The organism is Exiguobacterium sp. S3 (assembly GCF_018617295.1).
GTDB lineage: Bacteria > Bacillota > Bacilli > Exiguobacteriales > Exiguobacteriaceae > Exiguobacterium > Exiguobacterium profundum.
Genome location: NZ_JACSJW010000002.1, coordinates 402023 through 415494, shown reverse-complemented (window position 1 = coordinate 415494; position 13472 = coordinate 402023). Strand labels below are relative to the sequence as shown.

The 13472-nt window shown below is 49.2% G+C and carries 11 protein-coding genes; all 11 read right to left on the bottom strand.

All coding sequences use genetic code 11. The annotated features are described in order from the left end of the window. Positions 1–15: 15 nt before the first annotated feature. On the bottom strand, positions 16–1158 hold the full coding sequence (ftsZ, locus tag KNO65_RS07090) for a cell division protein FtsZ (protein ID WP_015881313.1): 1143 nt from the start codon (positions 1156–1158) through the stop codon (positions 16–18). A gap of 46 nt (positions 1159–1204) precedes the next feature. Beyond that, positions 1205–2491 (bottom strand): cell division protein FtsA, encoded by a 1287-nt coding sequence (gene ftsA / locus KNO65_RS07085; protein ID WP_214782857.1) that lies wholly within the window; start codon positions 2489–2491, stop codon positions 1205–1207. Positions 2492–2718: 227 nt separating this feature from the next. Next, a complete protein-coding gene (locus KNO65_RS07080) occupies positions 2719–3489 on the bottom strand; it encodes a cell division protein FtsQ/DivIB (RefSeq protein ID WP_015881311.1) in 771 nt (256 codons plus the stop codon). Between the two features lie 14 nt (positions 3490–3503). Continuing rightward, positions 3504–4580 (bottom strand): undecaprenyldiphospho-muramoylpentapeptide beta-N-acetylglucosaminyltransferase, encoded by a 1077-nt coding sequence (murG, locus tag KNO65_RS07075; protein ID WP_214782854.1) that lies wholly within the window; start codon positions 4578–4580, stop codon positions 3504–3506. After that, positions 4577–5914: a UDP-N-acetylmuramoyl-L-alanine--D-glutamate ligase gene (gene murD, locus KNO65_RS07070; RefSeq protein ID WP_214782851.1), complete on the bottom strand. Its 1338-nt coding sequence runs from the start codon at positions 5912–5914 to the stop codon at positions 4577–4579. Before murD ends, murG begins: the two co-directional genes overlap by 4 nt. A gap of 13 nt (positions 5915–5927) precedes the next feature. Continuing rightward, the gene (gene mraY, locus KNO65_RS07065; RefSeq protein WP_211781403.1) at positions 5928–6887 is read right to left on the bottom strand and encodes a phospho-N-acetylmuramoyl-pentapeptide-transferase; all 960 of its coding nucleotides are present in this window, start codon (positions 6885–6887) and stop codon (positions 5928–5930) included. A 21-nt stretch (positions 6888–6908) separates the two neighbouring features. Further along, positions 6909–8213, bottom strand: a complete 1305-nt coding sequence (locus tag KNO65_RS07060; protein WP_047795443.1) for a UDP-N-acetylmuramoyl-tripeptide--D-alanyl-D-alanine ligase — start codon at positions 8211–8213, stop codon at positions 6909–6911. Between the two features lie 57 nt (positions 8214–8270). Next, entirely contained in the window at positions 8271–10418 is a 2148-nt protein-coding gene (locus KNO65_RS07055; protein ID WP_214782848.1) for a penicillin-binding protein, read from the bottom strand. Then, the gene (ftsL, locus tag KNO65_RS07050; protein WP_015881305.1) at positions 10418–10780 is read right to left on the bottom strand and encodes a cell division protein FtsL; all 363 of its coding nucleotides are present in this window, start codon (positions 10778–10780) and stop codon (positions 10418–10420) included. The genes KNO65_RS07055 and ftsL overlap by 1 nt, the downstream gene beginning before the upstream one ends. A 24-nt stretch (positions 10781–10804) precedes the next feature. After that, the gene (rsmH, locus tag KNO65_RS07045; protein ID WP_214782844.1) at positions 10805–11737 is read right to left on the bottom strand and encodes a 16S rRNA (cytosine(1402)-N(4))-methyltransferase RsmH; all 933 of its coding nucleotides are present in this window, start codon (positions 11735–11737) and stop codon (positions 10805–10807) included. Between the two features lie 159 nt (positions 11738–11896). Continuing rightward, positions 11897–13453: a bacillithiol biosynthesis cysteine-adding enzyme BshC gene (gene bshC / locus KNO65_RS07040; RefSeq protein ID WP_214782841.1), complete on the bottom strand. Its 1557-nt coding sequence runs from the start codon at positions 13451–13453 to the stop codon at positions 11897–11899. Between the last annotated feature and the right edge of the window lie 19 nt (positions 13454–13472).

Here is a 13472-nt window from a genome sequence, read left to right as displayed (position 1 = left end):
GGCACCCCTAGTTGTTTAGTTACGGCGTTGTCTCACAAACGCAGGGATGTTGATCGTCTCGTCTGGGACGTCTCCTCCATACACTGGGCGATGGAAGTTCCCTTCGTCTTGTTGAGCCGCTTCATTTGCTTTTGGTTGGGGTTCCTTGTTCTCAACCTCAGGCTGTTTTTTCGGCTGCTGAAGGAACGGGTTCGTCCCTTGTGCTTCTTCAGCGAATTCAGTTGCAATCACGGTGACGATGATCTCATCGTTCAAGTTTTCGTTGATGACCGAACCGAAGATCAAGTTCACTTCTTCATCGGCCGCACTTTGAACGATTTGAGCCGCCTCTGTCACTTCGAACAAGCTGAGGCTAAGTCCACCAGTGATGTTCATCAAGACACCTTTCGCACCTTCGATTGAAGACTCGAGAAGTGGTGACGAAATGGCTTTCTTCGCTGCTTCAACGGCACGGTTTTCACCTGTCGCGACACCGACACCCATGAGGGCAGACCCTTTCTCCGTCATGATCGTTTTCACATCCGCGAAGTCAAGGTTAATGAGACCCGGGATGGCAATCAAGTCCGTGATTCCCTGTACACCTTGACGGAGGACGTTATCCGCTTCACGGAACGCTTCGATCATCGGTGTGTTGCGTTCCACGATTTCAAGGAGCTTATCGTTCGGAATCACAATAAGAGTATCTACTTTTTCTTTGAACGCTTGAATTCCGTGCTGTGCGTGCTGCATACGCTTCCGTCCTTCGAACATGAACGGTTTCGTCACGACACCGACCGTGAGTGCGCCGATTTCTTTTGAAATCTCGGCGATGACTGGAGCGGCACCTGTTCCGGTTCCGCCACCCATCCCAGCCGTGACGAACACCATGTCCGCACCGTCAAGTGCTTCAATCAACTGTTCGCGGCTTTCTTCAGCCGCTTTTTTACCGATATCCGGGTTCGCACCTGCACCGAGACCACGTGTCAATTTTGCACCAAGCTGAAGCTTCACGTCGGCTTTCGACATGTTCAACGCTTGTGCATCCGTGTTGACTGCGATGAACTCGACTCCTTGTACCCCATGTTCAATCATGCGGTTAACGGCGTTTGACCCGCCGCCACCGACTCCAATTACTTTAATTTTTGCTACGGCGTCAATCGCCTCATCAAAGTACATCATTCAGGTATCCCCCTACGTATTTTCCAAGTTGTATTACATCGTCAGCTTAAACGCCAAATAATTTTTCCATCAAACGACTAAACCCTTTTTTCGACTCTTGATCGCTCTCGTATTCGTTCTCTCCTTCATGAATATCGGTCGCTTCCGGCTTCTTGTGAAGTGTTTCCTGGCGAGCTTCCGGTTTTTCAAGCTGAGATTTCGAAACGTGATGATCACTCATCAAGACATATTTCAACACGCCGACGGCTGTCGCGTATTTTGGATGTCTGACACCAATCGACGATGGTTGATACAATCTCGTCTTTTGGCCCATGATACGAGTCGCCAACTCCTGAATACCAGGTAGAGCAGCTGCCCCACCGCAAAGTAAGTATCCGCCATTCAGCATCGGAACACCTACTTTTTGAACCTTATTCAACATAAGGGTAAACATTTCCTCTATTCTCGCTTCTAAAACGTAGCTAATTTCTGACTGTGGTTCGAACGCCACTTCCCCATTGATGTTCGTGTAGGAGAAACCTTCTGTCTCATCAGCCATTTCTTCAAGAGCGAGACCATATTCTTCTTTCGCCACTTTGGCGTCTTGATATTTACAATTGAGTTTATAGACCAAGTCTCTCGTCATATGATCTCCACCGACCGGGAGGATATACGAGTAGACGAGATCTCCCCGATAAAATACGGAGACCGTCGTCTTTTCATGTCCGACATCGACAAGCCCGATTCCTAAATCGATTTCATCTACAGAAGCTGCGCTCATGCCGAGGGCAAGGTTTCCTAGAATAAAACCTTCGAGTTGTAATCCTGCCCGTTCAATCGAACGACGAATACTATGTAAAATGGTCTTCGACCCGGTCACCATTTTCCCATGCATCTCAAGTCGATAGCCTAACATACCCCGTGGATCGACAACGCCTGTTTGTTGATCAACCGTGAATGAAGATGGGATCACATCGATGACACTCATCTCGTCCGGTAATCGCATCACTTGTGCCGAGTTGATGACTTCCATCACGTCTGCGTCGGTAATTTCTTGATCTTCCCGCTTCACGGATGCAATTCCATGACATGGGGCAATTTGGATATGTTCCCCTTCGATGGCAACGTATACAGATCGAATTTGATCTCCTAACGATGTCTCAGCATGCTCAACGGCCTGTTTGATCGCTTGGACTGTTTTATCGATGTCTACGACAGCGCCACGTTTTACACCCGCAGACGGTGCACACCCTTCTGCCAAAATATTAAGCGTTCCGCCGAGCAATTCACCGACGACGAGCTTAATCTCTGACGTTCCAATATCTAATGCGGCCACATAACCATTCGCTTCCAAAAGGGAAACACCTCCGCTCTATAATTTTCCTGTTCCAATTGCCTGACACATATACAGATATCCAAAAAAATTGTTGGTTTCGACAAGATATCTCACGTCTAAGTTTACAACAAATAAGATAGTGAGAAAAGGTAGAATCCTACAATTTAAGCGGTTTCGCGTTATCAATTCGTTTACAAACGACAAAAAAACAGCCCTTATCTGTCTAAGGACTGTAATATAACTGATTATTCATTCGTTTTTTTGTATGGAACAAAGTAAAATCCACCATCCATGACGACGGTCCCACGCTCACCTTTCGGGATGTTTTCATAAATTTCTCCATACTTTGATACGGTCTCGCTTAACTTCAATGTCGGTGTGAGTAACGTGTTGCCATCGTTCATAAAAATCTCGTATCGCGTCGGCTCATCTTTTCGTTTTGATAAGATCACTTCTGACATACGAGCCCGCGTCGCATCATCGACCCGCTCGAGTTCACTTGCAATCTTTTCGAGTTCTTCTTCCGTGTTGAACTCTCGTAAGAGTGGTCCGTCCTTTAGCTTTTGTGGATCGGTGATGGCTCCGGTCGGATGGAGTGAACCGTCGGCTAACACGACGACATCTCCTTTTTCCGCTTTCGCATAAGCGATCATTTTCTCTTCTGTCACGGTGATTTGAACCTTGTTATACCAAGAACGATCGATTTCTACCCGTTTGACACCAGGCAACTTTTCCATCTGTTCACTCATCTTGTTTGGGGACAGACTGACAAACTTCGTCGATGAATCGAGCTTCATGTCCTGAAACACGTACGTTTCTTCTAACCAGTAAAGACCCGATACCTTCACTTCTTTCACGTTCGACATCGAAGTCTGCATGTAGACCACGAGTAGGATGAGAATTCCAAACAGTGAGAGTACAGAGAACATCCGACGGTTCGCTTTTTTACGCCGTTGTTTTTTCATGTATGGAATACGGTCTTCGAGACTACGTACCGTTTGTTGGCTTGGTTCCATCGGGTTCTACTCCTTTATTGAATGACTTCTTCTACCAGGTCGGCCAATGCATCTGACGCGTCCGGGAAACCGAGTGCACGCGATGCGTTCGCCATCTCATCACGCTGTTCGAGTGCTTGACGAATCGCTTCTACGAGCGTAGCACCCGTCAACGCCTCTTCTTTGACAAGGAGGGCCGCCCCGTTCTCGACGAGGGCCGAAGCATTTTTCGTTTGATGGTCAGCTGTCACGTACGGACTAGGTACCAAAATGCTCGGTAAACCAAGGGCGGTCAATTCTGAAATCGTCGAAGCGCCAGCTCGTGAGATGACGAGTGACGTACAGGCGAGTAAAGATGGCATATCGTACACGTATGGATGGATGTGTACATTGTCAGAAAATGGCGCCTGTTTCGACACCGCATCGAAATGCACTTTCCCCGTGACGTACAGGACGTTGATTGGCAATTCTGAGAGCGACGGGATCGCTTCCACGACCGCTCGATTGATGGCCTCGGCTCCGCGGCTCCCACCATACACCAAGACGATCGGACGGTCATCTAAACGATACTGTTCGCGGACGGACGCCTCATCGACTTCCGTTTGCAAGACTTCGCTACCACGCGGGTTTCCAATCAAGCGAACGTTCGCACCCGGGAAATGGACATCTGAGCCTTTGAACGAGAGGGCAACCCGATCGGCTTTCTTCGATAAGAATTTGTTAGTTAATCCTGGGATACTGTTTTGTTCATGCAGAATCGTGGGGATCCCAAGCTGTTGTGCCGTATAGACGACGGGGCCGGATACGAAACCACCCGTGCCAATCACGACGTCCGGCTTAAACGCCGCCATGTCTTTTTTCAATGCCCGAACGGCTTTCAAAAACCAGTAGGCTGTCTTCACGTTCTCGAGTGAAAGGGAACGCTTCAGACCTGCGATTTGAATCGACTTGAACGGGACACCGGCTCGCGGTACGAGATCGGCTTCTAACCCATTCTCCGTCCCGATGTATTGTACCTGTAAATCCGGGTGACGTTTTTTTAGCGTTTCAATCAATGCGAGTGCCGGATAAATATGACCACCGGTACCACCACCAGAAATCATGATTTTCATCGGTTCGCCTCCTCATATGAACGGACGAGTTGAACGAACTGCTCGCCTCGTTCTTCAAACGTTTTAAATTGATCCCAGCTAGCACAAGCGGGTGAGAGTAAGATGACGTCTCCCGTCTCGGATTTCTCAAACGCGAGCGGAACGGCGTCTGCCAACGTCTCGACCGTGAATGATGGAATCTGTCGGGACTCGCCGAGCTCTTTAAAACGCTCTTTCGTCTCACCATACGCGACGACAGCTTTTACGTTTGAGAGAGCTGGGGCGAGCGAAGATAAGTCCGCACCACGCTCGAGACCACCACAAAGCCAGACGATTGGGGCGTCAAACCCACGTAATGCCGCTTCCGCTGCCACGTTGTTCGTCGCTTTCGAATCATTGTAGACGGCACGTCCGAGCACATCACCGAGACTCTCGGTCCGATGCGCGACGCCACCGAAGTTTCGTAACACACGTTCGATATGCGTACGTGGAATAGCGAATGGTTCCACTAAGAGTAGTGCAGCCAATACATTTTCCACGTTGTGCGCCCCGCCTAATGCCAATTCATTTACCGGCATGATTTTTTCACCACGAATCGTGACCCATCCATCGACGACAGAAGCGTCACCCCGGTCAAAGCTGAACGTAGTCGGTTCAATCTCTCCCGGGACACGTTTCATCACTTCCGGATCTGTCACTTTCACGACGATTTGATCTGCATTCGTCATTCGACGGAACAAGTTTCCTTTTGCATCCGCATACGCATCAAAATCCCCATGATAGTCCAAATGAGCTTCCGATAGATTGAGTAGTGCCGCCGAGCGAGGATGAAACGACTCAATCCCCATCAATTGAAAACTCGACAATTCAATCACAATCAAATCGCCCGCATTCGCCTGAGACGCCACTTCAATCGCAGGGAATCCGATGTTTCCCGCAAGATGCACCGGACGCTCCCCACCTTTGAGCAATTCATAGACGAGTGTCGTGGTTGTCGTTTTCCCATTTGAGCCAGTGATGGCAACAAACTCCGCCTCCGTTGCTAAATAAGCAAGTTCCACTTCAGTATAAATCGGGATATGACGAGACATCGCTTCCTGAAGCAATGGAATCTGATACGGGATTCCTGGGTTTTTGACAATCACCTCTGTCTCATTCAACAGAGCGAGGGGATGCTCGTTAAACACCGATTGAATCCCGAGCGCCTGAATTTTTTCCTGTTCGTCTTCCGGAGGGATATTCCCCGTATTGATCGTCACATCTGCTCCCGCATGATGCAGATATGTCGCCGCCGCAATACCGCTCTTCGCAGCACCGAGGACAAGAACTTTTTTACCGTGCCATTGCTTTTCCATCTGTCTCACCCTTTTACATGAGTAGTAATGATAAACCTGCCGTAATTAAACTGATACCACCGAACGTGAGCACGATGCGCCACTCTGACCACCCGACCATTTCGAAATGGTGATGGATCGGACTCATTTTGAAGAGTCGTTTCCCCGTCGTTTTAAACGAGATGACTTGCAAGATGACGCTCAACGTCTCGATGACGAAGATGATGCCGACGAAGACGAGAAGCAATTCGAGCTTCAACATCAAAGCGAGTCCAGCGACGGCTCCGCCTAGTGCGAGCGAACCGGTGTCACCCATGAAGATTTTTGCCGGATACTTATTGAAGACAAGGAACCCGATCAAGGCACCTACGACCGCAAACGCGAACCAAGCAATCCCAAGTTCATCTTGTCTAAGGGCGTAAATCCCAAAGAATGTGAACGTCGGGATGGCCGAGAACGAGACGAGTCCGTCTAATCCATCTGTCAAGTTCACGGCGTTTGAGAACCCGACGAGCCAGAAGATGACGATGGCGATATAGAACCATCCAGTATCGAAAGAAATCGACGTGAACGGGATCGAGATTGATGTATCGAGGTCTCCTCCGAGTGATAAGAACCATGCAAACAATACCGATACCACGATTTGACCAATCAACTTCTGAAGGGACGTCAATCCGAGGTTTCGTTTATTGACGACTTTGATGTAGTCATCCAAGAAACCGATGACACCGAATGCCATTGTAACGAATAGAAGGGTACCGAATCCTGCGACCGCTTCGCCGAAGATGACGGATACGATGAATCCGACGAGAATGGCGAGCAGGATGACGATTCCGCCCATCGTCGGTGTGCCCGACTTCTTCTGGTGCCAACCTGGACCTTCGTCACGAATCTCTTGTCCGAACTTTAATTGACGCAATGCCGGGATGGCTCGCGGCATCACGATCAAGACACTTAATAATGAACTAATTAATACGATTAAACTAATTAACATGTTGCTACCTCACTACTCTATTTATTGAACAAGACGCTCAAGCGCCAGTCCTCGAGATGCCTTTAACAATACCACAGTATCCGGTCGTTGATAATGATGAAGGAGCGCCTTCGCTTCCTCAACCGTCGGGACCATTTTAACGTTCACTCGTGAATCTTGAATTCCATCGGCAATCCATTTTGCTTTGTCGCCGACGAGAATACAATCGGTCACGGGAGACGTCACCGCGCCACCGACTTGTTCGTGTTGCATTTGTTCGTCGGCACCTAACTCGTACATATCTCCAAGAACGAGCACACGCTTCGAGAACCCTTCAAGCGACTTGACCGTCTCAATCGCTGCAATCATCGACGTCGGACTCGCGTTGTAGGCGTCGTTAATGAGGTGTGCTTCCCCGAACATCTGTTTTTCCATTCGCATCGACGTCAACTTGATTCGGTCTAGTCCACGTTGAATCATCGCATGATCGAGACCGAACGCAAGTCCACACGCAATCGCATAGGCTGCGTTTCGAATCTGATGGGCACCGAGCACCTTCAGTTCGTACAAGTCACCGTTATATTTAAAGATCGATGCGTCAAACGTCGTTTCGATCACTTCAATTTTCCCGTCTGCCGTCTCATCATATCCGACGCGATAGCCTTGACCAGAAAGAAGTGGCTCATCCGCATCGACGATCAAGCGACCGTCCGCTTTGAGACCGGCCTTGATCTCAAGTTTCGCCTTGGCGATACCTGTCCGCCCGCCGACTTGTTCACCGTGAGACTCTCCGATATTCGTCACAAACGCCACATCCGGCTTAGCAAGTTTTGACAGCGTCTCGATTTGACCGAATCCGTTCATTCCCATCTCGAGGACGGCTACTTCCGTATCCCGCGGCATTCTGAGAACGGTAAGTGGTAAGCCGACGTCCGAGTTGAAATTTCCGGCTGTCTTATGCGTCTTGAACTTCTCCTCGAGCACGACAGCGACCATGTCTTTTGTCGACGTCTTCCCATTCGATCCCGTAATGGCGACGACGAGCGGATTAATTTCTTCTAAATATCGGGCCGCTGCTGTTTGCAATGCCTCGACCGTCGATTTCACAGGGATGACAACCAGGTTGTCTGGTTGAGGGCGACCCTCTTCCCAGAATGTGACAATCGCACCCTTTTCAACGGCCGCCTCGATGTAGTCATGGCCGTCGACTCGCGCCCCGACGATTGGGACGAAGAGACCCGCCTCGTTTGCATCTCTCGAATCTGTGGCGACCCGTTCGACGAGACGCTCGTCATGTAGATCCATCCCAAACCATGATGCCAATTTTTGAACTGTCAGTTGTTCCATACAAACTTCCTCCTCTTACATAGGAAAAGAGAGCCGCAGCCCTCTTCATCTCGTGCGTTAATTCGACGGTGTCTCCAACTTCACTTTCAAGGAGGCACCTGTTTTGACCGGTTTCCCTTTGCCAATCGATTGCGATGTGACAAATCCGGTACCGTCGATTTCTAAATTTAATTGATAAAGGGTCGCTAAACGTTTGACGTCACGTAACGACCAACCTTTTAATGTAGGCATCGTAAACGACTCGCTCGTTTTTAGCAACAATCGTTCACCGACGACATACGATTGTCCTTTCACAGGACTCTGCGCGATCACTTCGTCTCCATCACCTAACACGATCGGATTGAAGGAATTCTCCGTCGATGCGTTCACTGCCTCTTCACGATTTTGACCGATATAAGAAGACGTTGTCTTCGTCGAGGCTTCGACCGCTTTTTCTTGTTTTTCAGGCTCGACACTCCGGTAACGTAACGCGACATCCATCACGTCTTTGAAAAGTGGCGCCATGATTCGTGGACCGGTCGTAGACGAGTCACTGTTCGGTCTGTCCACCGCGATATACATGACAAGTTCCGGATCGTCTTCTGGAGCCATCCCGACGAACGAGTGAATATATTGTCCACTCAAATATTTTCCGTTCTCGGCGATTTGGGCGGTACCGGTCTTCCCGACGACGCGATAGTTGTCTAACGCATACAGTTGCCCGGTTCCCACGTCGCTATTGACGACACCGTCGAGCGCTTCACGCGTCTTTTTAGCCGTTTCCGCCGTGATCGGTTGACCGACTTCTTTCGGATTGGTCGTCCGAATCGTTTCGCCGGTCTCGCTGTTGACGATTTTTTTGATGACGTGCGGTTGCTTCATCGTTCCATCTGTCGCGATGGCCGATGTCGCTTGCAAGATTTGCATCGGTGTGACCGCTGTCGATTGTCCCCATGCCGTGATCAGGACGTTCATCGGACTTTCGAAATCGAATTGACTATTGACCTCTCCAGGCAAATCGATCCCTGTCCGCTGATCAAACTTGAACGCTTTGAAGTAATCTTCATATCGACTGAGACCAAGTCGTTCGTTCGCTAAAATCGAGAATGCGACGTTCGACGAATGCCAGACGCCTTCTACCATAGGAATGGTACCCCATCCCGTAATGTTGTAATCATTGAAGACCGTCTTACCATATTTGTACGAACCGGATTCATACAGCTCATTCGGGTTATACACGCCCTCGTTGATGGCTGCTGCAAGCGTAAAGATCTTCATCGTCGACCCAGGTTCAAATCGAGACGAGACAGAGAAGTTACTGTACGAAGAAATCTCGCGTGTGTTCGGGTCAAACGATGGTCGATCCGACAGTGCGATGATCTCTCCTGTTTTCGGGTCCATGATGATGGCCGTCGCATGTTTCGGCTCATACTCCTCATACAACTCATTCATCTTCGTCTCGAGCAACTGCTGGATTCGGTGGTCGATGGTCAATTGGACATCCGCCCCGTCTTCCGGTTCAATCTTCAACTGCTCGTCACTCGATACGAGTTCACGACCCGCCAAATCTTTCTCAAATCGATACAGACCGTACGATTCACTTAAAATATCGTTCAGAGACTTTTCAATCCCGAGTTCGCCGACGAGTTCGATGCGACCGTTCTGGTCAATCTTCTGCGCATACCCGATCACCGAGGATGCAAATACTTTGTTCGGATAATAGCGCTTCGGCTCCTCGACGAACGTGATGCCGTTAAGATTGAATGCTTCAATCTCTTCTTTTTGTTCTACGGTCAAATCACGCCCGGGAACACCGAACTCGATCTGCCCAAGGTCGGCATTTTGTTCAAGCCGTTTCAATAAATCAGCTTCTGTCATAGGAAGCACGGTCGACAATTGCTTCGCCGCTTCGGCGAATTCATCGGGCATAAGCGTCTTCCCATCGACCCGTTCACCGCCGAGTTTCAAGACGGCGACGAGCCGGTATGACGGAATGTTGATGGCGATCGGTTGACCGAAGCGATCATACACCTCGCCCCGTTCCGCCCCTAGCGTACTGACCGCCTTCCAGCGCTGTTCTTCCGCGAATGCGAGCATGTTCTCCCCTTTGTACGTATGGGTGACGGATAAATAAAGGAACCATCCGACAAAAAATAAAAAGAGCGGGGTGAAGCAGACAATCGCTACCCACGCCACTCTTTTTTTACTCTGTTTTAAAGAATTCATCAATCAATCACCTTGACATTCTTTTCATTGAATTTCATTCCGAGCTTCTCGGCAATCGCATAAATTCTTTCGGGCGAGCTTAATTGGGCGATTTCATACTTTAGTTCTTCGTTTTCTTTTGCAACCCCGTCGACCTGCTGATTGACGGCTGCTGTATCACGCATAATATTATACGCTTCATTGTGCTTCGACACCGTGATGCCACCGAACATGACCACTGAACCAATCATCACTGGATACAGGATCGATTCAAACAAGGTCAACGTGCGTCGTTTTGGAGCAGGTATTGGTCGTTCTTGCGGAATCGGATTTCGATTCGGTGTTACTTGAGGCTGCAACGCCTTACGGGCAGCTTCTGGCATCAGGTATCCCTCCTACACTCTCGGTTATTTTTGTTTTTCGGCCACTCTCAGCTTAGCGGAGCGTGAACGACGGTTATCTTCAAGTTCTCCCTCACTCGCCACGATCGGCTTACGGGTGATGAGTTTGAGTTCCGGTTCAAATTCTTTCGGAATGACCGGCAACCCCGGTGGTAACGGTGGATGCTGGCTACGCTCTTTGAACACTTGTTTACAAATGCGGTCTTCTAACGAATGGAACGTGATGACACAGATGCGTCCGTTCACTGCGAGTAAATCAATCGCATCTTGAACGGCGCGGTCGAATACGTTCAACTCATCATTGACGGCGATTCGAATCGCTTGGAACGTCCGCTTCGCCGGGTGTCCACCTTTTCGTCTAGCTGGTGCAGGAATCGCTTCTTTAATCAAGTCGACAAGCTCGAATGTCGTCTTAATCGGTTTATCGGCACGGGCTTGCTCAATCTTTCGTGCGATTTGCTTTGAAAACTTTTCCTCCCCGTATGTAAAGAAAATACGAGCAAGTTCTCCAAACGACCATTCATTCACAACATGATAGGCTGAAAAGTCCCGAGACCGGTCCATCCTCATATCGAGCGGTGCGTCATAGTTGTAACTGAACCCGCGCTCCGCCTCATCTAGCTGTGGCGAAGAAACGCCTAGGTCGAATAGTACACCGTCCACTTTTGTCACACCACGTTGGGCGAGTTCTTCCTTCAAGTGAACGAAATTGCTCTTTATAAACGTCACACGGCCTTCATAAGGAGCCAATCGCTCTTTCGCATGTGCGAGCGCGACGTCATCTTGGTCGAACGCATATAGTTGACCCGTCGTTAGACGCTTTGCGATTTCTTCACTATGACCCGCTCCACCTAACGTACAATCGACATATACTCCATCTGGTTTGATGTTCAATCCCTCAATGGACTCCATTTTTAAAACCGTTTCATGCTCAAACATTCAAAAAACCCTCTCAACCTACATATTTCAACTGTTTTATTACACTTACTTTATCATAAAAATGTCAAGGTCCGTACAGGTTTTTAGTGAAAAGAGGAAACAAAAAGATAACAACGAAAAAAAGCTCCTGACAAATGTCAAGAGCTCTCCAAAAAATGATTATACATAGAACAAACATCGCTCCGAATCGGATTGTTCATATGCCTGTTTCAATCGTTGAAACACATCTAGTCCGTGACGATTTAGCATCGGAACCATCGAGAGGATACGTTCTTGAGGGGCATCCATCGGGAACAGTCGGGTCGATAGATGAATCCGTCGTGCATTCAAGCGATATTGTTCTCGCTTCGATTCGGCACGCATCTCATCTGCCAATCGCTCGAGCACATGTCTCGACTTCGCCTCAAATCGTCTTCCTTGTTTCCCTGCCTCATGACTGACGGCCTCCGTGAGCGTCCGGTACGCATATAGCTCTTCTTCAAACGCTTCGTCGTCAAATGCATGGTCCGGAAGCGGTTGCTTCATATACTGCTCCAATGTCACGCTTTCTTGACGAAGCTTCTTCTCATCATTTCTTGACACGATCAACCCACCAAGACGTGGCAAGAGAAGCGGCATCATCCAGCCCATCTCGTGGAAGAGCGGTCGAAGCTGGAGCCAGTAGGCAATTTCACCGGGACCTGCCACATATCCAAGAGTCGGGAACAGGAAATCCTGCATGAGCGGACGGGAGACCACGTTATTTGAGAAACGCTCCGGGTGCGTCTCTATCTCTGTGAGCAGTTCGCTTTCAGTGAAGCGATGCCCTCGCTTTGTCGTGAACACGCCATCGACCTTTGTGAGCAGCTCTCGCGTTCCATCGTGATAAAACAGATGGGCCGCATCTTTGTTCAATTCGACCGACGGCATCCCTTCTTCATACGCATGACCGAGCGCTTCATGAAGCGCTTCATGATGCTCGATGAGACGTCGGAACATGGGGCGTTCGAGATCCCGTACGTCTCTCGCGTGTGGGTCAAACAACAAAAAGTCAGACCCGACGAATCGCCGCATCATGCCACCGAAAAAGTGAGCGAACGAACGACTCGCTTGAATGAGGTCAATCAGCTCATGATACAAATGCGAGGTATACGGTGTCTCAGTTTCATTCAATAGCAGACGTTGCGCCATTTGAACAAGTTCGAGCTTTACCCGTTCGAACTCTAAGTCCCCTACCGATGCTTTTCCTGCAAGCGGTAACGATGACAAGGCATCTTTTTTCAACGTCCTCGAAAACGCCTGTGTCGTGAAGACATGGTTGATTTCAGCAAAGTCATGATCTTCCGTCGCCATCCAGAAAACAGGAAGGACCGGTTTCCCTAATTTCGCTTCGGCCTGCTTCGCCCGTTTGATGACCGCTAATAGTTTGTATACGGCAAACAAAGGTCCTCCGTATACGCCGACCTGTTGCCCCGTCACCATCACGTACGCTTTTCGCTGAGCGAGTAACTCCAGGTTTACTTCCAACTCTTCCGAAAGTTCCCCGAACTGTTCTTGTTGCCCCTTGATTATTTCGACGAGCTCCGGCAGATGCTCATAGGTGCGCCCTGAGACCTCCTCGGCACGTTTCTCGATTTCATCCATCCCTCGATAATCGAGCCAGCGACCATATCCATAATCGATTTGAATCATCGGTGATGTGGATGCATATAAAGCATCAAATGCTTCTACCTTCACGTATAACAACTTCCTTTCA

Excerpts from the sequence above, each read along its gene's own strand:
- ftsZ (WP_015881313.1), bottom strand. The coding sequence starts at position 1,158 with ATGATGTACTTTGATGAGGCGATTGACGCCGTAGCAAAAATTAAAGTA.
- murD (WP_214782851.1), bottom strand. The coding sequence starts at position 5,914 with ATGGAAAAGCAATGGCACGGTAAAAAAGTTCTTGTCCTCGGTGCTGCG.
- KNO65_RS07055 (WP_214782848.1), bottom strand. The coding sequence starts at position 10,418 with ATGAATTCTTTAAAACAGAGTAAAAAAAGAGTGGCGTGGGTAGCGATT.
- KNO65_RS07080 (WP_015881311.1), bottom strand. The coding sequence starts at position 3,489 with ATGGAACCAAGCCAACAAACGGTACGTAGTCTCGAAGACCGTATTCCA.
- KNO65_RS07060 (WP_047795443.1), bottom strand. The coding sequence starts at position 8,213 with ATGGAACAACTGACAGTTCAAAAATTGGCATCATGGTTTGGGATGGAT.
- mraY (WP_211781403.1), bottom strand. The coding sequence starts at position 6,887 with ATGTTAATTAGTTTAATCGTATTAATTAGTTCATTATTAAGTGTCTTG.
- ftsL (WP_015881305.1), bottom strand. The coding sequence starts at position 10,780 with ATGCCAGAAGCTGCCCGTAAGGCGTTGCAGCCTCAAGTAACACCGAAT.
- rsmH (WP_214782844.1), bottom strand. The coding sequence starts at position 11,737 with ATGTTTGAGCATGAAACGGTTTTAAAAATGGAGTCCATTGAGGGATTG.
- murG (WP_214782854.1), bottom strand. The coding sequence starts at position 4,580 with ATGAAAATCATGATTTCTGGTGGTGGTACCGGTGGTCATATTTATCCG.